Source organism: Thermanaerothrix sp., assembly GCA_026417795.1.
Classification (GTDB): Bacteria; Synergistota; Synergistia; order Synergistales; family Synergistaceae; genus Thermanaerovibrio.
The window spans coordinates 1-25,862 of record JAOACP010000024.1; the positions used below are offsets into that span (position 1 = coordinate 1).

Below are 25,862 nucleotides of genomic sequence, written 5' to 3' on the forward strand. Positions count from 1 at the left end.
AAGGCCAGCAAGCAGGACGTGGAGATGCTGAAGAAGCTGGTGGTGGAGTTCAAGGACGAGCTGGACGCCCTGGGCGTGAAGGTTGACAAGCTCGACAGCCGCGTGGCGGTTCTTGAGAAGGACCTTGGCGGCTGGAGCCTCTCCGGTGAGCTCCGCTTCGACGCCAAGTTCGCCGATGAGGACAGCACCAAGTATGGCTTCGACGGCAAGAACGAGTTCAGCCTGAACAGGTATCGCCTGTGGATCAAGAAGCGGATCAACGAGACCACCACCTTCACCTCCCGTCTTGGCTACAAGCACGACAGCCAGGGCTACGACAGCGCTAAGTGGGACTACTACTACGTGACCACCAAGCTGCCCTACGATATCACCATGACCGTGGGTTCCCAGAACATCGACTGGGAGGACGAGAGGGGCCTCTATGTGGACAACGAGGCCTTTGTGGGCGACTGGGATCTGAAGGGCTTCCGGTTCCAGAGGAGCTTCGGGATGGTGGACTTCGACTCCTTCGTGGCCCACCAGGATGATGACACTGCCTCCGTGGACGAGTACTTCATGTATGGTGCCCGGATGGACTTCAACTTCAACGAGCAGTTCCGCCTTGGGCTCATGGGGACGTGGTACAGCTATGATTACTCCGAGGCTTCCAGGACGGAGAACCACGGCGTTGACAACGTCTACGGCGCAGACATGGAGTTTAAGTTCAACCCCTCCGTGTCCCTGAAGGGCGCTTACTACAAGCAGAACCTGTGGGAGAAGTCCGCTGTTACCCTTGCCAACGACAGCCCCAAGGCCTACAAGGTGATCGTGGATGCCAAGCAGGATCTTCTGAAGTTCACCAGCCTGTGGCTCGAGTATGCCAAGATCGATGACGCTTTCTACATGACCGGCGACGGTGATTCCACTGCTTACAGCAATTACGGTGCCGAGGTGCTTAAGAACCGTGGTGCCAAGACCGGCAACGGGGAGACCTCCGTCTTCTTCGCCAGGGCTGATCAGAAGTGGAGCGACAAGTGGAGCACCTTCCAGCGCTACGTGTTGGCCGATTTCGACGGCACTGGCGTGGATGACACCAAGAACTACACCTTCGGCGTGGCCTACAAGCTCAACCCGGCGGTGAAGTTCGAGCTTCTCTACGACAAGGTTGACTATGGTCAGAGCGACCCTGGGGCCAATAAGGAGACCGGTGACGATCACCTGATCCGTCTGCGGACCCACGTGGTGTTCTAAGCTCTCTAGCTTAGCTCCGGGGGATTGGCACATGCCAATCCCCCCTTTTTATTTTTATATTTGCTTTGTCGTCTTGCACCCCAAGGCCCCGGCGGGGGCTTGCCCCCTCCCGCCGGGGCCTTACCTTTCTTAGCCCAGGGACAGCAGCTGCCGGTAAGTGGGATAAATCCAGGCCTCCCCGGGGCACAGCTCCTCCCCCAGGTCCGCCGCCCGCCTCAGCCGCTCCATGGCCTCAACGCAGCCTTCCGCGGCCCTGCAGGCCTCAAGGGGGTCTTCCTTTGATGCTGTCTCCTTTAGCTTTGAGAGGGCCCCCTCAAGCTCCTTAAGCCCTTCGCTCACCCTAAGCCTTGCCTCCCATAGCCCCTTTAGAAGCCATGAGCCGGACCCTGCGGGATCCCAAAGGCCGAACGCCTTCGCCGCCTGAAGCGCCGCCCCTTCGTCCCTCACCGCCTTGCCTAAGGCGGGAAGTATCCCCTCCAGCACCATGTTCCTCATGACCCCCATCTCGATCTCCGTCCACTTGGCGTGCTGCTCCAGCCTGGTCTCGAATAGTATCCGGCACTCCCTCTCCCTCATGACCCCAAGGCGGCTCAGCAGTGCCGCGTTCTCCGGCGCCACCAGCCTCTCCAGGGCCTCCGACGGTCGCCGGGCCACCGCGAGCCCCCTCCTGCGGGCCTCCTGTTCCCACTCGGGGCTGTAGCAGTTCCCCTCGAACATGACCCCCCTGGACCGCCGCACCGCTTCCCGCACCGCCTCCAGCGCCGCATCCCGGGGCTCCATGCCCGAGGCAATCCGGGACTCCATCCGGTCCCCTATCCACTCAAGCCCCATGGCCCAGGCAGAGGCCAGCATGGTCAAGGGCCCCGCTATGGACTGGGATGACCCGGGGGACCTAAACTCCAGCTTGTTCCCCGTGAAGGCTATGGGGGCGGTCCTGTTCCGGTCCGTGTTGTCCGCCCTTATGGACGGGAGCCGGTTCAGCCCAAGGTCCATGGGCCTCTTCCCCTCCAGGGCCTCCAGCTCCTCGTCTATCCGGTCCAGCACCCGGGTTATGACCTCTCCAAGGTATATGCTCATTATCACCGGCGGGGCCTCGCTTCCCCCAAGGCGGTGCACGTTCCCTGGGCACGCCGTGGAGGCCCGAAGCAGCCCCCCGTGCTCCCAAAGCCCCAGAACGAAGGCCGCAAGGTACGTTAGGAACTGCACGTTCCGCCTTGGGTTCTGGGAGGGGGACAGGAGGTTCCGGCCCTCACTGTCCATGAGGGAGAAGTTCACGTGCTTGCCGCTGCCGTTGAGCCCAGCGAAGGGCTTCTCGTGCAGCAGAAGTCTTAACCCGTGCCGGTGCGCAAGGCGCCGCATGGTGAGCATCATCATCTGGTTCTGGTCGCACGCCAGGTTGGCCTCGCAGTGCTGGGGGGCGAACTCGTACTGGCAGGGCGCCACCTCGTTGTGCCGGGTCTTCACCGCCACCCCAAGCCGCAGGAGCTCCTCCTCCACCTCCTCCATGTACGAGAGCACCCGGTGGTGGATGGAGCCGAAGTAGTGATCCTCCATCTGCTGCCCCTTCGGCGGCTCCGCTCCGAAGAGGGTCCTGCCGCAGTGCAGTATGTCGGGCCTCCTGCGGGCCCGCTCGGCGTCGATGAGGAAGAACTCCTGCTCCGCCCCGCAGGTCATCTTTATCCACCGGACCCCCCGGTTGCCGAAGAGCCGGGATATCCTAAGGGCCCGCTGCTCCAGGGCGCTTAGGGCCTTTAATAGGGGGGTCTTCATGTCCAGCGGCGTGCCGTCGAAGGCTATGAACACCGAGGGCACGCACAAGGTCCCCCCCCGCTCGGTGGCCACCAGAAAGGCGGGGCTAGTGGGGTCCCAGGCGGTGTACCCCCGGGCCTCAAAGGTGCTCCTCACGCTCCCGCAGGGAAAGCTTGACGCGTCGGGCTCCCCCTGGATCAGCTCCACCGCCGAGAAGGCCTCCAGGGGGGTGCCGTCGCTGTCCACCGTGAGGAACGCCATGTGCTTCTCCGCGGTCATCTCGTTCCTAGGGTGGAACCAGTGGGCGTAGTGGGTGGCCCCCTTGGACACCGCCCACTCCTTCATGGCGGAGGCTATGACCCCAGCCAGCGCCTCGTCCATCCGGCCGGTGCCCTCCATAACCTCCAACAGCTGGGCGTACACCTCCCGGGGCAGCCGCTCCCTCATGGCCCGGCGGTCGAAGACGTTTTCCCCGAACAACGATGTGCCTTTCCTGCCCAAATAAATCACCTCTTTCGGCTAAAATATGGCTATTTGTAGCATCTTGTCCGGAATTAAGCAAGCTGAATGGCTGATTTAATTGTTTACGCTGAAGATTCTCCGCATGGGGCAGGGCGGCCCCCTGTGGTAAAATCCTTACTTAAAGAAAAAGAATCCTTAAGGGAGGTGTCCTTGATGGAGCTCCGGGTGGGCCTTTGTTCCTTCAAGGGGCTTAACCGCCGCCAGCGGGCCCGGGCCCTTTCGGAGCCCTTCTCGGCCCTTGAGATGGGCTCCTCCTTCTACGCCGCGCCATCGCCGGAGCAGGTTTTCCGCTGGGCCGCGGAGCTGCCCAAGGGATTCCTCCTTGGCGTCAAGGCCTTGGGGCTTTTTACCTTCCACCCGGTGCGCCCCTCATCCCTCCCCGGCTGGGCAAGGCCCCCCGGCGCTACGGAGGCGGTGATGCGCCACATGGTACACCCCAAGGTAAGGCGGGCCCTGTACCGCTGGTTCCTGGAGAGGCTGGAGCCCTTGCGGGAGACCGGGAAGCTTGGGTACCTGCTCTTCCAGTTCCACCCATCCTTCGCCCCCTCCGAAGAGGCCCTTGGGTACCTTAAGGCGGTGCGGGACATGTCCCCCTCCTGGCCCCTGGTGGTGGAGGTGCGGAACCTGCTTTGGCTTAAAGAGCCCTGGCTTGGCCCCCTCACAAATACCCTGAAGGACCAGAACGCCGCCTTCGTGGGATTCGACGCCCCCTGGGCCCCAAAGGAACCCTTTTGGCCTAAAACCGCCAGCTGGGGCGCCGTGGCCAGGTTCCACGGCAGGGGCGGCGCTGGTGGCTCGTCCCCCACGCCTTCCCCCGACGTACGGGGGGACTACCTCTACGCGCCTGAGGACCTAAGGCCCTGGAGGGAACGGGCCCTGCTCCATAGCTCCCAGGGGGGCAGGGTGTTCCTCATGTTCTGCAACTGCGTTCATGACAACGCCATGAGGTCCGCATCCCTCATGGCATCCCTGCTGGGCCTTAAAGACCCCGACTCCCGCCAGCGGGAGCTCGGCATTTGACCCCCCGGCGGGGGATGTTAAAATAAAAGGAAAAGGCACCCGGCCCACAGGGGAGGGCAAGGGCGTTCTTAGGGCCCTCGGCGCCCCTTGAAAGCCCAGGCTGGCCGGGGCCATTTAAACCGTGCCTTCGGAAAGGAAGAAACCCCATGATCCTCAAACGTTCCTTCTCCTTCGACGCCGCCCACCACCTGCCCCGATACAAGGGCCGCTGCGAGGCCCTCCACGGCCACACCTACCGCTTCACCGTGGCCCTTGAGGGTTCCCCGGACCACGAGGGCGTGGTGATGGACTTCACGGAGCTTAAATCCCGCGTCAGGGACCTGGTCCTGTCGAAGCTGGACCACACCTGTCTCAACGACCTTCTGGAGCAGCCCACGGCGGAGAACATAGCCCGGTGGATCTTCAATGCCCTGGATGAGCCCCTTGGGGCCCCAAATCGGCGCCTTGCCTGGGTGGAGGTCTTCGAGGGCCCCGAGAGCTCCGCGCTCTTCAGCAGGGAGGACCTTCGGTGAGGGACCTGCAGTCCGAAATAGACCACCGGGGCGTCCCCATAGAGCGGGTGGGCATAAGGGGACTCACCCGCCCCATGACGGTCATCTCAAAGGATGCCTCACCGGTGCCCACCATAGGCTCCTTCTCGCTGTTCACGGACCTTCCGACGCACCTAAGGGGCACCCACATGAGCCGCCTGGCGGAGCTGGCCTCCTCCTGGGATGGCCCGGTGCCGTGCCCCAAGTCAGCGGAGGAGTTCCTCCGCTCACTTCTTCGGTCCCTCGACGCCCGAAGGGCTGAGATGAAGGTAAAGTTCCCCTACTTCGTGCCCAAACGGTCCCCCGTGACCAACCTGCCGGGGGTCCTTGAGGTTAAGGCGTCCCTTAAGGCGGAGCTTGACCTTAAGAAGGACCGTAAGGGGGTTGACTTCTTCCTCTCCGTCACGACGCCGGTGCTCACCCTGTGCCCCTGCTCCCGGGAGATATCCCGGTTCGGGGCCCACAACCAGCGGGCGTCGGTGAGGATAAGGGTGCGCTCAAAGGAGATGATCTGGATAGAGGAGCTGGCGGAGCTGGCGGAACGGAACGCCTCATCCCCCCTTTACCCGGTGCTTAAGCGCCGGGACGAGCAGTTCGTCACCGAGAGCTCCTACGGCAGGCCCCGCTTCGTGGAGGACCTGGCCAGGGACTGCGCCCTGGAGCTCAAGGAAGACCCAAGGGTGCGGGGCTTCAACGTAAAGGTCACCAGCTTCGAGAGCATACACCGGCACGACGCGGTGGCGGAGGTGGTAGGATGAAGGACCTTAAGGCCCAGGGTACCGGGGGGAACTCCATTCAAAGAAGGCCCAGGGTCTTCCTGAAGCCCCAGGGGCAGGAGGCCTTGAAGAAGGGGCATCCCTGGATATACAGGGGCGCCGTGGCGGACGTTGAGGCCCAGGCGGGGGACGCGGTGGACCTGGTGTACCGCGGCAAGGTGGTGGGCCTTGGGCTCTACGGGACGTCGGACATCGCCGTGAGGGTCCTCTCGTTCCGGGAGGAACCGGACCTCTGGGGCCTTTTGGGGCAGCGCCTTAAGAGCGCCCTTTCCTTGAGGGCCAGGACCATGAAGCGCCACCGGGCGCTTAGGCTCATCCACGGGGAGTCCGACGGGCTTCCCGCCGTGGTGGCGGACCTTTACGGCTCCACCCTGGTGCTGCAGCTGTCCCACCCCGCGTGGATTAAGCGGATAGGAACCTTGGCCAAGGCCCTCCTGGAGGCGTCGGAGGAGCACCATTTCCCGGTGGAGAACCTGGTGTTGAAGAACACCGGGAAGCACCTGGGCAAGGAGGGCCTCGAGGAGGAGATCCGGCCCATTTTGGGGGCTATGCCGGTGGATCTTGCGGTGCCCTTCGGCCGGGTCCTTCAAAAGGTGGACGTGGAAGAGGGGCAGAAGACCGGCCTGTACCTGGACACCCGTTTTTGGGCCTTCAGCCTTGCCAAGCTTCCCCTGGAGGGGGCCTCGGTGCTGGACGCCTTCTCCTACCAGGGGCACCTGTCCCTTCACTGCCTGCTGGAAGGGGCCTCCCGGGCGGTGATGCTGGAGCAGTCCCAGGGGGCCATAGACCGGGCCCTATGGGCCGCCGGGAACCTGGGCCTTAAAGACCGGGTGGAGGCCTTAAGCGGCAACGCCTTTGACCAGATGAGGCGCCTTGAGGCCTCAAACGCCAGCTTCCGGGTGGTGGCGGTGGACCCGCCCCCCTTCGCCCCCTCCAAGAAGCAGCTTCATGGGGCCTTGAGGGGCTACAAGGAGCTTTTGGTGAGGGCCTTCAACCTGACGGAACCCGGCGGGTTCGTGCTCTTTGGATCCTGCAGCCACGCGGTCTCCCAGGGGGACCTCACCGCCCTTGTCTTTGAGGCCGCCTCCGACCGGGGGGCGGAGATAAGGATCCTGGAGAGGCTCTGCCAGCCGCCGGACCATCCGGTGAACCCAAGGGTGCCCCAGGGGGAGTACCTGAAGGGAATGATCATGGAGGTGGAGAAGAAGTGAAAACCCAAGCATCCCTCCCGATGCCCGGCGTCGTGGAGGCGGCCATATTCGACTTTGACATGACCCTGGTGGACTCAAGCCACGCGGTGACCCAGTGCCTCAACCTCTTAGCCCGCGACGAGGGGCTTGATCCCGTGACCTGGGATGAGCTCATGGCCACCATAGGGCTTCCCTTCGAGGAGTCCCTTCTTAGGCTTTTCGGCCGCTTCGACCCCTCCTGGCCTGTGAAGTACCGGGAGCGCTACCGGCAGAAGGAGCACTCCATGATACGCCCCATCCCCGGCGCCCTTGAGGCCCTTAGGGAGCTTAGGTCCATGGGGCTTAAGATCGGATTGGTGTCCAACAGGAACATGCTCTCCCTGGCGGCGGAGCGGCTGGGGGTGGCGGAGCTGGCGGACGTGATGGTGGGGCTTGAGGCGGGGCTTCCGCCTAAGCCGGAGCCGCACATGTTAAACCACGCCATGCAGGAGCTCCGGGTGAGCCCACAAAGGGCGGTGTACGTGGGGGATACCGGGTCAGACGTGCTTTGCGCCCTGAACGCCCGGGTGGCCCCCGTTGGGGTCGCCACGGGGCCCCTGGGCCAAGAAGAGCTCAAGGCCCTTGGGGCTTCCATGGCCCTTGACTCCGTGGCGGAGCTTCCGGCCCTCTTAAGGCCGCTGGTGAAGGTTGCGGCAGCCCTCTAGGGACAAAGGCATGGGAAGGGCCCTGTACCTCGGGGCCCTCCTGGTCATAGGGGTCCTGTGGATAGCGGGGTACATGAGCTATGTGGACCACCACCGCCGCACCAACCCCAGGATAACCTGGGGGGTGCCCTGGACCGAGTGGTACCTCCTGCCCTCCAAGGGGGCCCTCATCTGGGAGGAGCGGGTTCTAAGGTCCCCATCCTCCGGGGCGGTTTCATATCCTAAGGGGGAGGGTCCCGTGAAAGTCCCCGCCGGGGCGGTGGTGGCAGTGGTGGGCGGCGTGCCGGTGAAGACCCCCGTGCAGGGGATCTTCGCCGCCCGGCTGGATGGGATGGAGGGCAAGTGGCGGTATCAGTACCTTTGGGACAACCGGGACAACCTGCCGAGTCCCCCGCCGCCGGGGCAGCCTAAAGGTTCCGCCTTACCCGGAGAGCCCATAGGCAAGGTGGTGGAACAGCCCCAGGAGATCCGCTTCCTGGGCTACGTTGACATGGCGGGCACCGTGCCGGAGTCGCTGAAGGAAAGGCGCCTTCCGGTGCGAAGGGACCGGTTCGACATGAACCTCTTCGGGGAGGTGCGGTTCTACGAGGTACTGGGCCCCAAGGCGCTGGTCTACATGGATCTTCCCTGGGTGACCGAGGATATAATAACCCGGAGGACCTTGGACATCCTGGTGGAGGCCGGGCGCTTCGACGGGGTGGCGGTGCCGGAGTCCTCGGTGGTCCAGCGGGACGGCTCCTACGGCGTCTACGTGGTGCGGGGCAACGTGGCCCGTTTCAGGCCCGTGGAGGGCCGGCCGGTGGGATTCAGGCGTTTTCTGGTGACCAAGGGCCTTGTCATGGGGGAGGCGGTCATCGTGGACGGCCGACTGGCCAGGGAGGGAAGGGTGCAGCTTTGGTGAGCGGTTACTCTTGTTTGAAGGATAATCTTGAGCGCGTCATGGACGCCATAGCCAAGGCGGCCTTGACCGCCGGCAGGGAACCTCGTGAGGTGCGGGTGGTGGCGGTCACCAAGAACCACCCTCCCGAGGCGCTGAGGGCGGCCCGTGAGACGGGAATCCGCCTCGTAGGCGAGAACCGGGTTCAAGAGGCGGCGGCCAAAAGAGCTGAGCTTCAGGACCTGGACGTGGTGTGGCTTATGATCGGACACCTCCAGCGGAACAAGGTTCGAAAGGCCCTGGAGACCTTCCATGAGGTCCACAGCCTGGACAGCCTGGAGCTTGCTTTGGCACTGAACCGGGTGCTTTTGGAGGGGGTCCAAGAGGGGGATGGGGGGAAGAAACCCACCCTTCCGGTGCTCCTGGAGGTCAACGTCTCCGGCGAGGCCGCCAAGCACGGCGTAATGCCCCAAGGGGCGCTTCAGCTTGCGGAGGCGGTGCTTGAGAGGTGCTGCATGTTGGACCTTAAGGGGCTTTTCTGCGTGGGGCCCCTCACGGAGGACGAGACGGCGGTGCGCTCCGCCTTCGCTTCCCTCCGGGAGCTTCGGGACCGGCTTGAGGAACGGCTCGACATAAAGCTGCCGGAGCTCTCCATGGGCATGAGCTCCGACTTCCACCTGGCGGTCATGGAGGGCAGCACCATGGTGAGGCTTGGGACTTGTCTTTTTGGCCCCAGGGGGGTATTTTAAAATCTAGATTGTGTATATATAATATAAGGCCATAAAAACCCTTATGTCCGCAATGCGGCGGGGCGGCTGAAGGGCGGGAGCAAGGGAGCAAGGGAGCAAGGGAAGGAGGGATTAGCATGGGTCATTTGATAACGCCTTTGGATGTGGTGAACCAGTCCTTCAAGAGGGGTTTGAGGGGCTACGACGTGGAGGAGGTCGACGACTTCCTGGACCAGGTGGCGGAGAGCCTTCAGGCCTACATCCAGAGGAACAACGAGCTGGAGAGGGAGTTGGAGAACCTCAAGGAGCAGGCGGAGGAGTTCAAGAGCCTTAAGGAGTCCCTCAACGAGACGTTGATCTTGGCGCAGAAGAGCGCGGAGGAGAGGGTTAAGACCGCCAACGAGCAGGCGGAGGAGAGGGTAAGGGCCGCCATGGAGCAGGCGGACGCCATACTTAGGGAGGCCAAGCTCAAGGCGGACCGCATAGTGGGAGACGCAGAGGTTGAGGCCGCGGCCCTCAGGCGGGAGCTGAACCGCCTCACCCAGATGCGCTGTCAGTGCGTGGCGGAGTTCCGGGCCATGCTCTCGAAGTTCGACATGATGATCCGGGAGGAGGCCCCGGTGAGCGGGGATGTCCAGCCCGCAGCGGCCCAGCCTGCTTGGCAGGCCCAGACGGTCCAGCAGCCGGACCCGGTCCAGCAGTGGGAGTCCCAGACGGTCAAGGGCAGCGATCCGGCCCCGCAGGTTCAGCCCCAGACCCCACAGCCGGAGCAGCAGATCAGGATAGATACCCCAAAGCACGATTCCTACGACCCCCCAAAAGCCCTTGACCCCCAGGAGTTGGTCCAGATGGTCTCGAAGAAGTCCTATTCGAACCCTGGGAAGGGAGTGAACCCCATATCACTTTCGGTGGAAGAACCAACGTTCAAGGTGGCTGGGGACCTGGGGGTCGCTAGGGAGGTTTAAACGCTGTGCTGCAGCGTCCGCTTGATGATATCCGCCTTCGAGGGGTGGGGCCCAAACGGGCCCTGGCCCTGAAGGAAGAGGGCGTCCTCACCGTAAGGGACGCCCTCTTCCTTTTGCCCCGCCGCTACGAGGACCTGCGCCGCCCTTTAGATCCCTGCGAGGTTTCTTCCCGCCGTAGGTGTCTGGTCATGGGCACGGTGACCCGGGTCTCATCCATCGGAGGCCCTAAGGGGGGGATCCGCTTTTCCCTGGCCTCCCAAAGGGGCGCCGTGACGGTGGTTTACTTCGGCGTCAAGCGCCTTCCCTTCGGCGAAGGAGATCGAATCATGCTCTTAGGCCCCGTGAGGGAGTTCAACCAAAGGCCCGTGATGGCCAACCCCAAGCTGGTGTCCCAGGACTACCCTTACCTGGGGCGCATAGCGCCGGTCTACCCTTCCTCCAAGGCCCTGCCCTCCTGGTTCTTAAGGGACCTCATAAGACAGCTTCTGGACGGGTTGGAACGTTCCCCCGTGGAGGATCCCATCCCAAGGCCGGTGATGGAGACGAGGTCCCTCATGGGACTTAACGAGGCCCTTCGGGAGATCCATTGGCCCTCGTCGGAGGCCTCCTGGAAGGCCGCCCGGCGGCGCCTTGCGTACCACGAGCTGTTCTTCCTTCAGGCCGCCTTCGCCATAAGAAGGCGCAAAAGGTTCCAACCCAAAGGGCAGGCCCCACCCCCATGGGCTAAGGCCAGTTCCTGTCAAATGGTGGGATCCTACTCAAAGATGTTGCCCTTCCGTCCCACCGCCGGGCAGATGGAGTGCATGGGCCGGATACTTAAGGCCTTCGAGTCCGGCCCCTTCGACATACTGCTCCAGGGGGACGTGGGATCCGGCAAGACCGCGGTGGCCCTGTTCGCTGGGTACCTGTGCCTCATGGCGGGGCGCAGCGCCGTCTTCATATCCCCCACGGAGATACTGGCCAAACAGACCTTCAAGTTCGCCTCCTCGGTGCTTAGGGGCTTTGACGTGCACCTCATCACGTCCTCCGAGAGGACCCTAAAGGGGGAGTCCCTTTCTAAGGCGGCCCCCTCCCTGCTGGTGGGCACCACCGCCCTTCTTCATCTCAGGGATCTTGAGTCCCTTGGGCACCGGCTGGTCATAGTGGACGAGCAGCAGCGCTTCGGGGTGTCCCAGCGGGCGGCCCTGGCAAAGGGCCCAGACGTGAGCCTGCTCATGGTGAGCGCCACCCCCATACCGAGGACCATGGCCTTAGGACTCTATGGCGATCTTGACGTGGTGACCCTGTCAAGCCCTCCGCCGGGAAGGGGTGAGGTGCGAACCTTGGCGCTCCCCTCGTGCGGCCTCATGGAGGTTTTGCGGGCGGTGGAAAGGGACTTGAGGTCCGAAGGCAAGGCCTTCTGGGTGTGTCCCGCGGTGAGCTGCGGTCCCTCCTCCGCGGAGGAGCGCTTCCGGTGGCTCAAGCGCCACTTGCCCTGGGCCCGCCCCGTCCTGGTGCACGGCAGGATGAGCCCCGGGGAGAAGGAAGAGGCGGTGAGGGCCTTCCGGGAGGGGTCGTCGTCGGTGCTTGTGGGCACCACCGTGCTGGAGGTGGGAATAGACGTGCCCGACGCCACCGTGATGGTGGTGGAGGGTGCGGACATGATGGGCCTGAGCCAGCTTCACCAGTTGAGGGGAAGGGTGGGCCGGGGCAGCAGTGACGGCCTTTGCGTGCTGCTTTGCTCCTCAAGGCAGGTGCCCGACCGCATAAGGGCCCTTGAGAGGGTGAGGAACGGCTTTGAGGTGGCGGAGATAGACCTTCGGGAGAGGGGATCCGGCACCTTTCACGGCACCGCCCAGCACGGGGACCTGGGGCTTAGGGTGGCGGATCTTAGGCGGGATCTTGGACTCCTTGAGATGGCCCGGGAGGACGCAAGGCGCTGGGTGGAGGAAGAGGACGCAGAGGGCCTTTGGGAGGAGCTGGAGGGTCTCTTCCCCGGCTTCATGGGTATCATTGACGGCGGCTGATTACCCGTACGCCCGGGTCGTTATATAATAGGCCTTGAGGAAGCCATGGGTGGCTTGACTTTTAAATAAGCGTTAGGGATTGGACCTTGACAACTGAACAGGGGGGAAGGAGATGTCGTTTTTGATGATGGCGGCCGGCGCCGCCATAGGCGCCGTGGTGGTCTTCGTCCTCATCCGCCAGCTGGACGCCAAGAGGAACAAGGAGGCCCTGAGCGAGGCGGAGAGGGTTCTCAAGGAGGCCGCCGCCTCGGCGGAGCGCTCGAAGCGGGAGATGCTGACCGAGGCCAAGGAGGAGATCCTGCGTTTGAGGCAGGAGGTGGAGCGGGAGACCAAGGAGCGCCGCAGCGAGCTTCAGAGGGCGGAGCGCCGGCTTGAGCAGAAGGAGGAGAGCCTGGACCGGAGGCTTGAGGCCCTCTCAAGGCGGGAGGAGGAGCTTAAGGCCAGGCAGCGGGAGTTGGAGGAGCGCATGGAGTCCCTCTCGGAGCGGGAGAGCCAGATATCCGCCAAGCTGGAAGAGGTGGCGGGGTTGAGCCGGGAGGAAGCGAGGGAGATACTGCTCCGCAAGGTGGAACAGGAGGCGGCCCATGTGATAGGGCTGCGCCTCAAGGAGCTGGAGGAGAAGGCCCGCCGGGAGGCGGACCGGAAGGCAAGGGAGATAATAGCCACCGCCATACAGCGGTGCAGCGCGGATCACACGTCGGAGGTGGCGGTAAGCGTGGTGCCCCTTCCGTCCGACGAGATGAAGGGCAGGATTATAGGCCGGGAGGGTCGCAACATACGGACCTTTGAGACCCTTTCGGGTGTGGACCTCATAGTGGACGATACCCCCGAGGCGGTGACCATAAGCTGCTTCGACCCGGTTCGCCGGGAGGTGGCCAGGCTGGCCCTGGAGCGGCTGGTGGCGGATGGTCGCATACATCCCGCCCGAATAGAGGAGATCATCGAGAAGTCCCAAAGGGACGTGGAGGAGGAGATATTGGAGGCCGGCGAGGGAGCCCTTTTGGAGACCGGCATCAAGTCCATGCACCCCGAGCTGGTTAAGATCCTGGGGCAGCTTAAGTTCCGGTTCAGCTACGGCCAGAACGCCCTTCAGCACAGCCTCGAGGTGGCTTATCTGGCGGGCATAATGGCGTCGGAGCTTGGGCTTGACGAGTCATTGGCCCGCAGGGCGGGGCTGCTCCACGACATAGGCAAGGCGGTGGACCACCAGGTGGAGGGCCCCCACGCCAAGATCGGTTCGGACCTGGCGAAGCGCTACGGGGAGCTCCCCGAGGTGGTGAACGCCGTGGCGTCCCACCACGAGGACGAGGAGCCCCAGTCCATATACGCCATACTGGTGGCCGCGGCGGACGCCGTGAGCGCCGCAAGGCCCGGGGCTAGGAGGGAGAGCCTGGACGCCTACGTGAAGCGCCTGGAGAAGCTGGAGTCCATCGCCAAGGAGTTCTCCGGGGTGAGCAAGGCCTTCGCCATCCAGGCGGGCCGGGAGGTGCGGGTGGCGGTGCTGCCCCAGGTTACCGACGACGGGGCCATGCAGAAGCTGGCCTATGACATCGCCCGCAAGATCGAGCAGGAGATGAAGTACCCGGGGCAGATAAAGGTGACCCTCATAAGGGAGACCAGGGCGGTGGAGTACGCCAAATGATCGGTGGCGCCATGCGGGTCCTCTTCGTGGGGGACGTGATGGGCAAGCCGGGCCGCAGGGCCCTCGGGCGGGCCCTTCCGGAGCTCAGGCGCTCCATGGGACCCTTCGATTTCGTGGTGGCCAACGGCGAGAACGCCGCCGCGGGGTTCGGCATAACCGCCTCCGTGGCGCAGGAGCTCTTCAACGCCGGGGTGGACGTCATAACCGGCGGCAACCACAGCTTCGACAAGAGGGAAGCCCAGGAGCTCATGGAGGAGGACCCCCGTATACTGCGTCCTGCCAACTATCCGCCGGGGGTGCCCGGACGGGGCAGCGGGGTCTTTACAAAGGGAGCTATGAGGCTGGGAGTGGTTAACCTGCAGGGGAGGGCCATGCAGCATCCCATAGATTGCCCCTTCCGCAGGGCCCTCGAGGAGATAGAGGCGTTGGGGGAGCGGTGTGTGCTGGTGGACTTCCATGCCGAGACCACCAGCGAGAAGCGGGCCCTGGGGCTCTTCCTTGACGGCCGGGTTTCCGCTGTGATAGGCACCCACACCCACGTGCAGACCGCCGACGAGGACCTCTTGCCCAGGGGAACCGCCTACATAACCGACGCGGGCATGACCGGCGGCGCGGGGGGCATAATAGGCATGACCTATCAATCGGTGATCCCAAGGTTCCTCCTGGGAACGCCCAGCAAGTTCGAGGTGTGCGGCGAAGACATTCGCTTCTGCGGGGTGGTGGTGGACATATGCCCGGAGACCGGGCTTGCCCTCCGGGTGAAGCGGGTCATGATGAGGCTTTCTGAACCTATGGAAGGACAGGATTGACGGGTTTTCTGTGAAATAAGCCCCGAATCGGGCGTATCTTTGACGAACCTGAGCCGAGAGGCCGGCGCTCCGGGAGTTTTGAACTCCCGAGACGCCGGCCTCCTTTTTTGCGTTTTAATTAGCGTTTTATCCTTTTTGGGCTCCTTTGACTTTGACATGTAGATATCTAACTTGACAAAAGCGGGGACTTTGGTTTTATTTATTCCAACCCGATGGGTTAGACTTTTCTTGAAGGTTCTTGCCGATATATCTTAGGGAAGGGGGCGGTTTTCGGGGTATATTTTGTTGATGTAAAGGTTTTATAGGCGTATCTTGTTTCTTTTTTATGTAGTTTTATTGCTTTCATATGAAAAAGAGGGGTGATTCAGTTGTCCACCAACGATCGTGAGCAGTGGGGTAGCCGTCTTGGTTTCATCATGGCGGCGGCGGGTTCCGCGGTTGGTCTTGGCAACATCTGGAGGTTTCCGTACGTAACCGGAATGAACGGCGGCGGCGCCTTCGTTCTGATATACCTTCTCATAGTGTTCACCATAGGCGCCTCCGTCATGTTGGCGGAGATGGCCATAGGCCGGGGCGCGGGCCTTAACGCGGTGGGCTCCTTCAAGAAGCTTCGCGGCGGGGCTTGGCCCTTGGTGGGGTGGATGGGTGTCATAGCGGGCTTCATAATCCTCTCCTTCTACGGGGTGGTGGCGGGCTGGACCATAGCCTACATGATCAAGTCCTTCGGGGGCCTCATGGAGATAGCCGCCCAGGGCAAGGCGGGGGATGCCTTCGGGGCCTTCATCTCCAACCCAACCCAGGTAATCCTCTACCAGGCGGTGTTCATGCTCGGCACCATTTGGATCGTCTTCAGGGGCATAGGGGAGGGAATTGAGAAGTACTGCAAGGTCATGATGCCCGCCCTGTTCCTGCTGCTGCTGGTCCTCATCGTCCGGGCGGTCACCCTTGACGGGGCCATGAAGGGCCTTGAGTTCTACCTCAAGCCGGACTTTAGCAAGGTGACCGGCAAGACCATCCTTGACGCCCTGGGCCAGGGCTTCTTCTCCCTGTCGCTGGGCATGGGCTGCATGATCACCTACGGAAGCTACCTCAGCAAGGACGAGGCCCTTCCCTCCGCGGCCTTCACCGTCACCTTCCTTGACACCATGGTGGCGTTCCTGGCGGGCTTCGCCATATTCCCCGCGGTGTTCGCCTTCAACATGGAGCCCGCCGCGGGGCCTGGGCTCACCTTCATAACCCTGCCGTCGGTGTTCTCCAAGATGCCCATGGGGGCCTTCTTCTCCTTCGTGTTCTTCCTGCTCCTCTTCTTCGCCGCCATAACTTCCTCGGTGTCGCTCCTGGAGGTCTGCGTGGCCTACTTCAAGGACGAGCTGGGCTGGGACAGGGCCAAGGCCTCCTGGATACTGGGGCTCGTCATATTCCTCCTGGGCGTGCCCTCCGCCCTCTCCCTCGGCGGCCACTTCCCCAAGGTGCTTGGCAAGGACTTCCTGGACCTCATGGACTACCTGTCCAGCAACGTGCTCCTTCCCTTGGGCGGCATCTTCATATCCATCTTCGCCGGCTGGATATGGCTGGACGGCGCCAGGGAGGAGGCCACCAGCAACGGCAAGGTGCGGTTCGCCTTTGAGACTGCCTGGGTCTGGATCTGCCGGGTGGTCGCCCCCGTGGCGGTGGCCATAATCTTCATCAAGGGCGTCAAGGGCTAGGACCGCCTGCTTCACCGGCCTCCCGGCCGGTTGGCTCAAACTTCGGGAGGGGCCTTAGGGGCCCCTCCTTTTTGACGGCTTGTTTTGGATTAACTTTGCGTTGAGCTGTTGGGGTTAATCTGCGCTTCCCCGGTGGCTTGGGCCGTGGAATGTGCTAATATCTTCCGGGGTAACAGACAACCATGGGAGGAGATGTTTAGATGCGGTTGAAGACCCTTGGATTTGCGTTGTCGGCGGTTTTCCTCATGGTCCTTTCCGTTGGGGCCCATGGCTCCCAGTTCACAGACGCCATGGCCCGGGGGAGCCGGTCGGTGAAGTACACGAACGACATGGGCAACAGCCTGGAGATAAGGGCCACCTACTACTCCGCCGAGTACGTGGAGGCCATGTTCCAGGCGGAGGCGGACAAGAACATGTGGACCAAGGACGAGCTGGAGAACTTCAAGTACACCTTCCTAAAGAACGTGCGCATAGGGGAGACCATACCCATAAGGCTGGAGTTCGAGAACCTGGGCCCCTCCATGAGGATGGCCCCCTTCGATGAGCAGGTGAGTCTCATGATAAACGGCAAGGAGTACAAGCCCGTGGAGTACGACCCTAGGTTCAACTTCAAGCTCCAGGGCAAGCGGGACGGCATGGTCTTCTTCCCCCGGTACGACGAGAAGACTCAGAAGGACCTCCTGAAGGGGGTCAAAAGCGTGCGGCTGCTCATCAAAGGCGGCATAAGCCCCATAACCGAGGGCAAGAAGATAGACTTCATCTGGGACGTGGACAAGGACAACCCCCAGCGGCTCTTCCAGGGCAAGGCGGCGGCCAAGCTGGAGGTGGATCGGCTCATAAAGAGGCTTGAGACGTTGTCCAAGGAGAAGCGCCAGCTGGAGGAGCGGCTTTCCGCGGTCAACGGGGAGATTGAGTCGGTCAACAAGAGGATGGACGAGCTGTCAAAGGAGCAGTGATCGCGTTTTCTGCCCTTTCGCGGCTTTGTCCTTGCGGGAGGCTTAGGGGCGTTCTGGCCCCTGACTTCGGGGCCCCTTAGGGCTTCATGGAGAAGAGGGGAGATGATGGCTTGAAGAGGATAGCGGTGCTTACCAGCGGCGGAGACTCGCCGGGGATGAACGCCGCCATAAGGGCGGTTACCAGGACGGCCATATACAAGGGCCTTGACGTCATAGGTTTCAGACGGGGCTATGAGGGCCTTTTGGACGGGGACGGCATACCCCTTACCAAGAGCTCCGTGGGGGGCATAATCCTAAGGGGCGGCACCATACTGAGGACCGCCCGGAGCGAGCGGTTCCGCCGGCCTGAGGGGGTTAACGAGGCCTACGCCAGGCTCAGGGAGTACGACATAGACGCCCTGGTGGTCATAGGCGGCGACGGATCCTTCAAGGGGGCCTGGAGGCTTCATGAGATGGGTTTCCCCGTGGCGGGCATACCGGGCACCATAGACAACGACATAGCGGGCACCGACTACACCATAGGGTTCGACACCGCCTGCAACACCGCCCTTGAGGCGGTTCAGAAGTTGAGGGACACCGCCTCCAGCCACGACCGGCTCTTCATCGTCGAGGTCATGGGCCGTTCCTCCGGGTTCCTGGCCCTTGAGGTGGGGGTGGCCTCCGGCGCGGAGTACGTGCTGGTGCCGGAGGTGCCCTTCAAGATAGAGGACCTCTGCGAGAAGCTGCGGTACGCCCGTCAGAGGGGCAAGACCCACTCCATGATAATCCTGGCGGAAGGGGTTATGTCCGCCGGGGAGCTGGCGGAGCAGCTCAAGGACACCGGGGGCTACGAGGCCCGCATAACCGTACTGGGGCACATCCAGCGGGGGGGCGCCCCTTCATCTTTCGACGCGGTCCTGGCCTCCCGGATGGGTGCCGCGGCGGTGAACTCCCTGCTTGAGGGGCATAAGGGTTTCATGGTGGGATACGTGGACGGCCGGATCGTGACCCCCCCCATGTCCACCTCCTGGGAGGAGAAGAAGCCCCTGAACCGGGAGATGATGGAGCTGGTGGACTGCCTTAGCATATGATCCCATGGCTTCCATAGGGGAAATAATAGCCTCCGACAGGGCGGGAAGGGGGGCTCCTCGGCTCTTCCATCCCGCCTGGCTTCAAGGCGCCGCCAAGGCCTTGGGGAAGGCCCAGAGGGTGGCGGTGGTAACCGGCTTCTTGATACCCGAGGCCATGGTGCCCGAGACCGACGGGCCCCCCGGCGCTGTGTGGATCGCAAGGGTCCTTCTAAGCCATGGCCGGTCCGTGAGCATCCTCACCGACCAGGACTGTCTTAATGGGCTTTCCGCGGCGGCTCAGGCCGCTGGGGTGCCTAATACGGTGGTGCGGCCCTTCGACCCCCGGGTTGAGGTTTCTTCCTTCGACCTCCTGCTGTACGTGGAGAGGATGGGCCGCTCCGCCGACGGCACCTACCGGAACATGAGGGGCTTAGACGTCACCCCTTGGGTGGCTCCTTGGGACCGGTTGGCCCTTGAGGCCCTCGACTCGTCGGAGGGGCCTTGGGTGGCGGCGGTGGGGGACGGGGGCAACGAGGCTGGGATGGGCAGCTTCAGGGAAATCCTGTCCTCCATGCTCCCTCATTTCGCCCCCTGTCTTTCGGTGGTGGGCTCCCACTTCCCGGTGGCGGTGGACGTTTCCAACTGGGGCGCTTACGCCCTGGCGGGTGAGGCCTTCGGCGGCGATGTAATCCCCTCTCCGGAGGAGGAGATGCGGATGCTGGAGGCCATGTTGGACGCCGGCGCCGTGGACGGGGCCACCCTAAGGCGGGAGCGCTCCGTGGACGGCTTCGGTGAGGAGGAGCTGCGGCGGGTTCTGGAGGAGCTTAAGAGGTTTTTTGACCGCCGTTGAACCTGGGGCCGGGTACTTGCGGGGGCGCTTGGGTTTTCAATGCCTTTAAAGACGCCGCCCTTAAAGCCTGGGCGGCGGTTCTTGTTTCTCGGCGGACCCCTAGATGGCTCCGCCGCTTCTGTTGTTCCCTTAGGCCTGGCTTTGGGCCTGTGCCCCGTGGTGTGTAAAAGCTAGTTCGTTGGCTGCTTCGATAATTACTTAATATGCAGTGGCGCCGGATAAGGTGGCCACTGTTTTTATTTTGCTGAAAAATTCCCATAAGACTTGACAAACACAGCCAACAATGGCTTTATATTCAACAAATTTTATCTTTTCCCTATGGCTACCACCAATTATTAAACCAATGCTCCTCGGGGGGTGATCGTTTGTAGGGTTTTTTATTATTTTAGGTATATCGCGGAATTTTGGATGTTTTCATAGGCAAAAATCGGGTCATGTCTTTTTTAAAAGGGGTGATGTCCGTGTCTGACGGAAGGGAGCAGTGGAGCAGCCGGCTTGGTTTCATAATGGCCGCCGCGGGGTCCGCGGTGGGCCTTGGCAACATATGGCGTTTCCCGTACCTGGCGGGCATAAACGGAGGCGGCATATTCCTGCTGCTGTACCTGTTGATGGTGGCGGTAATAGGCATGCCGGTGATGTTGGCGGAGATGGCCATTGGCCGCGGAGGAGGCCTCAACGCCGTGGGCTCCTTCAGAAAGCTCAAGGGCGGCCTTTGGCCCATGGTTGGGTGGGCCGGCGTGGTGGCGGGGTTTGTCATCCTGTCCTTCTACGGGGTCGTGGCGGGCTGGACCGTGGCGTACATGGTGAAGTCCTTCGGCTCCCTCATGCCCCAGGCCCTGGCGGGCAACGCCGAGGGGCTGTTCAAGTCCTTCACCATGGACTGGCGCCAGCAGGTGGCCTACCAGGGGGCGTTCATGTTGGCCACCATCTGGATAGTCTACAAGGGCATAGGCAACGGCATCGAGCGCTACTGCAAGGTCATGATGCCCATGCTCTTCGTCATCCTCTCGGTGCTCATGGTGCGCTCCCTCACCCTGGAGGGCGCCATGAAGGGGGTTGAGTTCTACCTTAAGCCCGACTTCTCCAAGATGAGCTCCAAGACGGTGCTGGACGCCCTGGGCCAGGCCTTCTTCTCCCTGTCCGTGGGGATGGGCTGCATGATAACCTACGGCAGCTACCTCGGCAACCGGGAGTCCCTGCCCTACTCGGTCACGGTGGTCACGGTTATGGACGTGGCGGTGGCCATACTGGTGGGGTTCGTTATCTTCCCCGCGGTCTTCGCCTTCGGCATGGAGCCCACCTCCGGCCCGGGACTCATATTCATAACCCTGCCGGCGGTGTTCGCCCGGATGCCCATGGGGTCCGCCTTCTCCTTCCTCTTCTTCCTGCTGCTGTTCTTCGCCGCCATAACCTCCTCGGTGTCGCTCCTTGAGGTCTGCGTGGCCTACTTCAAGGACGAGTTCCGCTGGGATAGGGCCAAGGCCTCTTGGATCCTTGGCTTCGCCACCTTCCTCTTGGGCATCCCATCCGCCCTCTCCTTGGGAGGCCATTTCCCCAAGGTCTTCGGCATGGACTTCATGGGGGCCATGGACTTCTTAGCCAGCAACGTCCTGCTGCCCTTAGGGGGCATCTTCATCTCCATCTTCGCCGGCTGGAGCTGGTTTGAGGGGGCCAGAGACGAGGTCCGCCGGGGCGGCAGGCTTCCAAAACCGCTTGAGGCCTTCTGGGTCTTCTCCTGCCGGGTGTTGGCCCCCATCGCGGTGACCTGGGTCTTCATCGGCAGCATCCGCTGAGGAGCTTCTTTGCCCCTGTGTGAACCCAGCAGGTCAAACAAAAGCGCCAAGGGGTTCCCATGTCCCTTGGCGTCTTTGTTACACCGCTTGCACTGCTACCGCTCTTCCCCTTGGGATCCCCCGCCCTTGAGCCGTTCTGACAGCAGGCTCCTCAATGGCCTTAGGGCCACAAGGGCCGCCCCCATCCCAACCGACGTCTGCACCAGGTCCGTCACGGCCTCAACCGGAGCCGCCGCGGGGCCGTACATGACGTAGGCGCTCGTGGTGTAGCCCGTTATCATCACCAACGCCCCCGCCGCCATGCCCCATAGGGGCTTGGTCCTGGCGGACACGTATCCGGTTACGAAACCCTCCAACCCCTTGATCACGAAGGATAAAGGCGCCCACATGGGGTATCCCAGGATGAGGTCCCCCGCGGAGGCCCCAAGGGCGCCGGCGAAGAAGCCCACCCTTGGGCCGAACAGCAGCGCCGAGAGGTACACCGCCCCTTCCCCCAGGTTGAAGTAGAGCCGGTACCCCGGCACGGGCACCGATACCATGGTGAGCGCCGTCACCGTGGCGGCGCAAAGGGCCCCCAATGCCAGGGTGTTTGGCAAAGTTTTGCTTTCCTTCATCTTCGGTGTTCCTCCCTTTGTTTTTTTGTGGTATCTTGTTCTGCATGGATTTTCCCACCGGTAAGGCCTCTTCACCATGCACAACCCCGCCCGTTACGGGGGCCCATCTGGCACGCCGGTCCATCCCATCCTTGGGAGGTACTCAATGACAGACAGGATGAGAGATCTGATTTACAAGGTCCTCAGCGGTGACAGGAGCGTCCTGGCCCTTTACGCCGGGGCTTTCGTGCTCTTCCTGATGAGCCTTTGGGTCTTCGGAGCCGGTTCCTTCGTGGACCGGCTGGAGGTCTTCGACGCCGTTTCCTGCTCGGACCTCTCGGATTCCATGGAGCCCCAGGAGGTCTCGTCGGAGTTCCCGAAGGACGCAAGGCAGGTATGCGTGTTCTTCCGCTACAGGTCCCCAGGGGAGGAACAGGTGGTCATAATATGGTCCCACCGGGGAAGGGTCATCCAGAAGGAAACCCTGTCCCTCCACAAGGGGGACGGGAAAAAGGCCTTCTACCTCCTGAGGGAGGACGGAAGCCCCTTGCCCAGCGGGGATTACGAGGTAAGCGTCATGTGGGGAATTCGCCGCCTTGGGTCCGTGAGGTTCCGGGTCCTGTGACCTTAATGCCGATGCCGCCAAGGAAAGCCTTTCGCCGCCATGGGCTTTAAGTTCTCGCCCCCCGCCGAGGAGCGCCGCTGCGGCGTCCCGGCGGACCTTGGGGTTTTGTATAGGCCGCATTGTTGAATTTGATATCGATGAAAGGGAGGAGATTAAGCTGAAGTTTTTTCTTGATACCGCAAACCTGGAGGAGATCCGGTCCGCCATATCCATGGGGGTTATAAGCGGGGTGACCACCAACCCCACCCTGGTGGCCCGGGAGGGGGTAAGGGACTTCCACTCCCACGTGAAGAAGATAGCCCAGATGGTGGACGGCCCCGTGAGCGCCGAGGTCATATCCTTGGAGGCGGAGGGCATGGTGGCGGAGGCCCGGGAGCTGGCGGCTCTGAGGGACAACGTGGTCATAAAGATCCCCATGACCCCGGAGGGCATGAGGGCGGTCAAGGTGCTGTCCTCCGAGGGCATAAGGACCAACGTGACGCTGGTGTTCTCCCCTCAGCAGGCCCTTCTGGCCGCGGCGGCGGGGGCCTCCTACGTGAGCCCCTTCGTGGGAAGGCTGGATGACATCGGGGAGGACGGCATAGGCTTGGTGCGGGACGTGGCGGAGGTGTTCTCCGTCCACAACATAGAGACCGAGATAATAGCCGCCAGCTTGAGGCACCCCAAGCACGTGTTCGATTCTGCCGTCGCGGGGGCCCACATCGCCACGGTGCCCTACAAGGTGCTTGGGGACCTCTTCAAGCACCCCCTGACCGACCAGGGGATACAGCGGTTCCTCAAGGACTGGCAGGAGCTGTCGAAGGACAATGGATGATCTGCTGATGGAGGCCCGTCCCGAGGAGGCCCCAGCGGAGGAGAATAAGGCGAAGGAGGAGGTCCGGGAGCCCAAGAGGGCGGGCCGCTCCAAAAGAAGCCAGCCCCAGGCCCCAAAGCTCTCCTTCACCAAGCTCAGCTCCATGGGAGTGACGGAACTTAGGAAGCTGGCCAGGGAGGCTGGGGTGTCGGGTTTCTCCTCCATGAAGAAGGACGACCTGGTCCTGGCGGTCCTCAAGGCCCACTCGGAAAAGCAGGGCCAGCGGTTAGGCGGGGGCACCCTGGAGTGCATGACCGACGGCTACGGCTTCCTGCGGGGTCCGGGACTTCTTCCCGCCCCGGGGGACATATACGTGTCCCCCTCCCAGATAAAGCGCTTTGGCCTGAGGAACGGAGACCTCGTGTGGGGGGTCGTCCGGCCCCCTAAGGATCAGGAGCACTACGAAGCCCTGGTTAGGGTGGAGACCGTTAACTACCAGGACCCGGAGTCTTTACGCTCCCGCCCCGCCTTCGAGTCCCTGACCCCCATATTCCCGGACCGGCGGCTCAGACTGGAGACCACCCCCCAGGAGATATCCACCCGGCTCATAGACCTCTTCGCCCCCATAGGCAAGGGGCAGAGGGCCCTCATAGTCTCCCCCCCAAAGGCGGGAAAGACCACGCTCCTTAAGAAGATCGCCAATGCGGTGACCCATAACCACCCGGAGGTCACCCTCATGGTGCTCCTGATCGATGAGCGCCCCGAGGAGGTGACCGACATGGCCCGGTCCGTTAAGGGGGAGATCATAGCCTCTACCTTCGACAGGCCATCGGACGAGCACATAAGGGTCGCCTCCCTGGCCCTTGAGAAGGCCAAGCGGCTGGTGGAGGCCAAGAGGGACGTGGTGCTGCTTCTGGACTCCATAACCCGGCTCGCCAGGGCATCCAACCTGGTGGTGCCTCCCTCCGGCAGGACCCTATCGGGAGGCATGGACCCCGCGGCCCTCTACTTCCCCAAGCGCTTCTTCGGGGCCGCCAGGAACATCGAGTCCGGCGGGAGCCTCACCATAATAGGCACCGCTCTGGTGGAGACCGGAAGCCGGATGGACGACGTCATATACGAGGAGTTCAAGGGCACCGGCAACATGGAGGTCCACCTGTCAAGGAAGATATCCGAGCAGCGGATATTTCCGGCGGTGGACATCACCAAGTCCGGCACCAGGAGGGAGGACCTGCTCATGGAAGAGGAGGTCCTGCAGAAGCTGTGGGTGCTCCGGCGCCGGATAGCCAACATGGACGAGGCGGAGGTGCTCTCCTTGATACTGGAGAAGCTTAAGAACACGCCTACAAACAGGGACTTCCTGGCCACCGTGAAGATGGCCTAGGTGTCCCCAAGGGAGGAGATCCTATGCTTAAACCCCGAGGACGCGGAGGCCTTTGGGTCTTCGCCGCCGCGGCCTTCGCCGCCACCGCAGCGGTATCCATTGGGGCGGCGGAGAGATCCGGCCTTTTCTGGGCTGACGTAACCGGCCAGGACGGCATGGTGGCCCCAAGCGGGTCGGGATTTTTAATGGTGGACGCCTCCGCTGCCTATGTGCCCAAGAGCGCCGAAAGGGCCGCCAAGGGCGGCGCCGACTTCGGCGTGGGCCCCTTCGACGCCCCAAGCCTTTCCGATGACGGGCTGGTCATAATGGACGCGGATCAAAAGCCCAAGGATCAGGAGGAGGCCGCTAAGGTTTGGAAGGAGGTAACCGTTCAGGAGGGGGAAAGCCTATCTGTCATAGCTCAAAGGCACGGCCTTACCGTGAAGGACCTGGTGACCGCCAACGACATAAAGGATCCAAACTCCATTCAGGAGGGGCAGGTCCTGTTCATCCCCTTAGGTCCCGAGAAGGTCCTTGAGACCTTAGCCCACGTAAAACACCTTCGCCGCATGGAAGAGGAGGCCCAGAAGAACCCCCCAAGGGTGGAGGTCCGATACTACACAGTCAAGGAGGGGGACTCCCTCTGGTCCATAGCCAACTCCTTCGGGCTGGACGTCAACACCCTCTTCGGGGTCAACCGGAACGCCGGGGATCTCATAAGGCCCGGCAGCTCCGTGAGGGTCCCTAACCAGGACGGTATTTTCGTAAAGGTTCGCCGGGGCGACACGGTAGCTAAGCTGGCGGACAAGTACGACGTATATCCCGAGGCCATACGGTCCGCCAACGGCTTGGACCAGTCCTCTCCGCTCCGGGAGGGGGAGGAGATATTCATCCCCGGCGCCAAGGTGGAGATAGACGAACAGGCCTCCCAGGCGGTGGAGAGGCGCAGTTCCTCAAGGCGCATGATATGGCCCGTCACGGGGCGGATAAACAGCCCCTTCGGCTGGAGGGCGGATCCCTTCGGTGGGAGGAGGGGCTTCCACACCGGCTTGGACATAAAGGCCCCCCACGGCCGGGAGATCCGGGCGGCCCTGTCTGGCGTGGTGGTTTACTCCGGCTGGATGAGCGGCTACGGAAAGACGGTGGTGGTTCAGCACCCCAACGGTACGTCCACCCTGTACGCCCACTGCAGCGCCCTTTTGGTATCCGAGGGCAGAAGGGTCTCCCAAGGGGATATAATAGCCCGGGTGGGCAGCACCGGCAGGTCCACGGGGGCGCACCTGCACTTTGAGGTGCGGGTCGGCGGGGTTCCCGTGAACCCCCTGAAATCCCTCCGGTAGCTGGGATTGCCGGGCATCTTTTGAAAGACGCAAAAGACAGGACGGG

23 protein-coding genes are annotated in these 25,862 nt (G+C 62.6%); 21 read left to right on the forward strand and 2 right to left on the reverse strand.

Features of this window, described 5'->3' with window-relative positions; all coding sequences use genetic code 11:
* A partial coding sequence (locus N2315_06215) for a hypothetical protein (GenBank protein ID MCX7828786.1) occupies positions 1-1,230 on the forward strand: 1,230 nt, incomplete at its 5' end.
* Between the two features lie 129 nt (positions 1,231-1,359).
* On the opposite strand, the gene N2315_06220 is transcribed toward N2315_06215, so the two are convergent.
* Positions 1,360-3,459, reverse strand: a complete 2,100-nt coding sequence (locus N2315_06220) for a glutamine synthetase III (protein ID MCX7828787.1) — start codon at positions 3,457-3,459, stop codon at positions 1,360-1,362.
* A gap of 195 nt (positions 3,460-3,654) precedes the next feature.
* Here N2315_06220 and N2315_06225 point away from each other — a divergent pair, with 195 nt between their 5' ends.
* From N2315_06225 to N2315_06300, 16 genes are all read left to right on the forward strand, one after another.
* Entirely contained in the window at positions 3,655-4,521 is an 867-nt protein-coding gene (locus N2315_06225) for a DUF72 domain-containing protein (GenBank protein ID MCX7828788.1), read from the forward strand.
* A gap of 146 nt (positions 4,522-4,667) precedes the next feature.
* Complete coding sequence (gene queD, locus N2315_06230) at positions 4,668-5,033, forward strand: 6-carboxytetrahydropterin synthase QueD (protein MCX7828789.1); 366 nt, start codon at positions 4,668-4,670, stop codon at positions 5,031-5,033.
* Positions 5,030-5,809: a GTP cyclohydrolase FolE2 gene (gene folE2, locus N2315_06235; protein MCX7828790.1), complete on the forward strand. Its 780-nt coding sequence runs from the start codon at positions 5,030-5,032 to the stop codon at positions 5,807-5,809. Before queD ends, folE2 begins: the two co-directional genes overlap by 4 nt.
* Positions 5,806-7,038, forward strand: coding sequence for a class I SAM-dependent rRNA methyltransferase (locus N2315_06240; protein ID MCX7828791.1), 1,233 nt, complete (start codon positions 5,806-5,808; stop codon positions 7,036-7,038). The genes folE2 and N2315_06240 overlap by 4 nt, the downstream gene beginning before the upstream one ends.
* On the forward strand, positions 7,035-7,721 hold the full coding sequence (locus N2315_06245; GenBank protein MCX7828792.1) for an HAD family hydrolase: 687 nt from the start codon (positions 7,035-7,037) through the stop codon (positions 7,719-7,721). The genes N2315_06240 and N2315_06245 overlap by 4 nt, the downstream gene beginning before the upstream one ends.
* Entirely contained in the window at positions 7,705-8,622 is a 918-nt protein-coding gene (locus tag N2315_06250) for an efflux RND transporter periplasmic adaptor subunit (GenBank protein ID MCX7828793.1), read from the forward strand. The genes N2315_06245 and N2315_06250 overlap by 17 nt, the downstream gene beginning before the upstream one ends.
* Before the next feature lie 14 nt (positions 8,623-8,636).
* Positions 8,637-9,347 carry a YggS family pyridoxal phosphate-dependent enzyme gene (locus N2315_06255; protein ID MCX7828794.1) on the forward strand — a complete coding sequence of 237 codons (711 nt, stop codon included), beginning with the start codon at positions 8,637-8,639 and terminating at the stop codon, positions 9,345-9,347.
* Between the two features lie 116 nt (positions 9,348-9,463).
* Complete coding sequence (locus N2315_06260) at positions 9,464-10,291, forward strand: DivIVA domain-containing protein (protein MCX7828795.1); 828 nt, start codon at positions 9,464-9,466, stop codon at positions 10,289-10,291.
* Positions 10,292-10,296: 5 nt separating this feature from the next.
* On the forward strand, positions 10,297-12,297 hold the full coding sequence (locus tag N2315_06265; GenBank protein ID MCX7828796.1) for an ATP-dependent DNA helicase RecG: 2,001 nt from the start codon (positions 10,297-10,299) through the stop codon (positions 12,295-12,297).
* 112 nt (positions 12,298-12,409) lie between these two features.
* On the forward strand, positions 12,410-13,939 hold the full coding sequence (rny, locus tag N2315_06270; GenBank protein MCX7828797.1) for a ribonuclease Y: 1,530 nt from the start codon (positions 12,410-12,412) through the stop codon (positions 13,937-13,939).
* Positions 13,936-14,748 (forward strand): TIGR00282 family metallophosphoesterase, encoded by an 813-nt coding sequence (locus N2315_06275; protein MCX7828798.1) that lies wholly within the window; start codon positions 13,936-13,938, stop codon positions 14,746-14,748. The genes rny and N2315_06275 overlap by 4 nt, the downstream gene beginning before the upstream one ends.
* 368 nt (positions 14,749-15,116) lie before the next feature.
* Complete coding sequence (locus N2315_06280; protein MCX7828799.1) at positions 15,117-16,454, forward strand: sodium-dependent transporter; 1,338 nt, start codon at positions 15,117-15,119, stop codon at positions 16,452-16,454.
* A gap of 200 nt (positions 16,455-16,654) precedes the next feature.
* Positions 16,655-17,410, forward strand: coding sequence for a hypothetical protein (locus N2315_06285; GenBank protein ID MCX7828800.1), 756 nt, complete (start codon positions 16,655-16,657; stop codon positions 17,408-17,410).
* An 86-nt stretch (positions 17,411-17,496) separates the two neighbouring features.
* Entirely contained in the window at positions 17,497-18,480 is a 984-nt protein-coding gene (gene pfkA, locus N2315_06290; protein ID MCX7828801.1) for a 6-phosphofructokinase, read from the forward strand.
* A gap of 4 nt (positions 18,481-18,484) precedes the next feature.
* Positions 18,485-19,309 (forward strand): DUF4392 domain-containing protein, encoded by an 825-nt coding sequence (locus N2315_06295; protein MCX7828802.1) that lies wholly within the window; start codon positions 18,485-18,487, stop codon positions 19,307-19,309.
* A gap of 461 nt (positions 19,310-19,770) precedes the next feature.
* On the forward strand, positions 19,771-21,102 hold the full coding sequence (locus N2315_06300; protein ID MCX7828803.1) for a sodium-dependent transporter: 1,332 nt from the start codon (positions 19,771-19,773) through the stop codon (positions 21,100-21,102).
* Positions 21,103-21,197: 95 nt separating this feature from the next.
* Here the strand turns inward: N2315_06300 and N2315_06305 are convergent, their stop codons facing one another.
* A complete protein-coding gene (locus tag N2315_06305) occupies positions 21,198-21,716 on the reverse strand; it encodes an ECF transporter S component (GenBank protein ID MCX7828804.1) in 519 nt (172 codons plus the stop codon).
* A gap of 145 nt (positions 21,717-21,861) precedes the next feature.
* Between N2315_06305 and N2315_06310 the strand changes: the two genes are divergently transcribed.
* From N2315_06310 to N2315_06325, 4 genes are all read left to right on the forward strand, one after another.
* On the forward strand, positions 21,862-22,320 hold the full coding sequence (locus N2315_06310) for a hypothetical protein (protein ID MCX7828805.1): 459 nt from the start codon (positions 21,862-21,864) through the stop codon (positions 22,318-22,320).
* A gap of 97 nt (positions 22,321-22,417) precedes the next feature.
* Entirely contained in the window at positions 22,418-23,134 is a 717-nt protein-coding gene (fsa, locus tag N2315_06315; protein ID MCX7828806.1) for a fructose-6-phosphate aldolase, read from the forward strand.
* Positions 23,127-24,497: a transcription termination factor Rho gene (gene rho, locus N2315_06320; protein ID MCX7828807.1), complete on the forward strand. Its 1,371-nt coding sequence runs from the start codon at positions 23,127-23,129 to the stop codon at positions 24,495-24,497. The genes fsa and rho overlap by 8 nt, the downstream gene beginning before the upstream one ends.
* A 23-nt stretch (positions 24,498-24,520) precedes the next feature.
* Positions 24,521-25,816, forward strand: a complete 1,296-nt coding sequence (locus N2315_06325) for a LysM peptidoglycan-binding domain-containing protein (protein MCX7828808.1) — start codon at positions 24,521-24,523, stop codon at positions 25,814-25,816.
* The last annotated feature ends 46 nt before the right edge of the window (positions 25,817-25,862 follow it).

Excerpts from the sequence above, each read along its gene's own strand:
- N2315_06225 (MCX7828788.1), top strand. The coding sequence starts at position 3,655 with ATGGAGCTCCGGGTGGGCCTTTGTTCCTTCAAGGGGCTTAACCGCCGC.
- queD (MCX7828789.1), top strand. The coding sequence starts at position 4,668 with ATGATCCTCAAACGTTCCTTCTCCTTCGACGCCGCCCACCACCTGCCC.
- N2315_06240 (MCX7828791.1), top strand. The coding sequence starts at position 5,806 with ATGAAGGACCTTAAGGCCCAGGGTACCGGGGGGAACTCCATTCAAAGA.
- N2315_06260 (MCX7828795.1), top strand. The coding sequence starts at position 9,464 with ATGGGTCATTTGATAACGCCTTTGGATGTGGTGAACCAGTCCTTCAAG.
- rny (MCX7828797.1), top strand. The coding sequence starts at position 12,410 with ATGTCGTTTTTGATGATGGCGGCCGGCGCCGCCATAGGCGCCGTGGTG.
- N2315_06275 (MCX7828798.1), top strand. The coding sequence starts at position 13,936 with ATGATCGGTGGCGCCATGCGGGTCCTCTTCGTGGGGGACGTGATGGGC.
- N2315_06285 (MCX7828800.1), top strand. The coding sequence starts at position 16,655 with ATGCGGTTGAAGACCCTTGGATTTGCGTTGTCGGCGGTTTTCCTCATG.
- pfkA (MCX7828801.1), top strand. The coding sequence starts at position 17,497 with ATGGAGAAGAGGGGAGATGATGGCTTGAAGAGGATAGCGGTGCTTACC.
- N2315_06295 (MCX7828802.1), top strand. The coding sequence starts at position 18,485 with ATGGCTTCCATAGGGGAAATAATAGCCTCCGACAGGGCGGGAAGGGGG.
- N2315_06305 (MCX7828804.1), bottom strand. The coding sequence starts at position 21,716 with ATGAAGGAAAGCAAAACTTTGCCAAACACCCTGGCATTGGGGGCCCTT.
- N2315_06310 (MCX7828805.1), top strand. The coding sequence starts at position 21,862 with ATGACAGACAGGATGAGAGATCTGATTTACAAGGTCCTCAGCGGTGAC.
- rho (MCX7828807.1), top strand. The coding sequence starts at position 23,127 with ATGGATGATCTGCTGATGGAGGCCCGTCCCGAGGAGGCCCCAGCGGAG.
- N2315_06325 (MCX7828808.1), top strand. The coding sequence starts at position 24,521 with ATGCTTAAACCCCGAGGACGCGGAGGCCTTTGGGTCTTCGCCGCCGCG.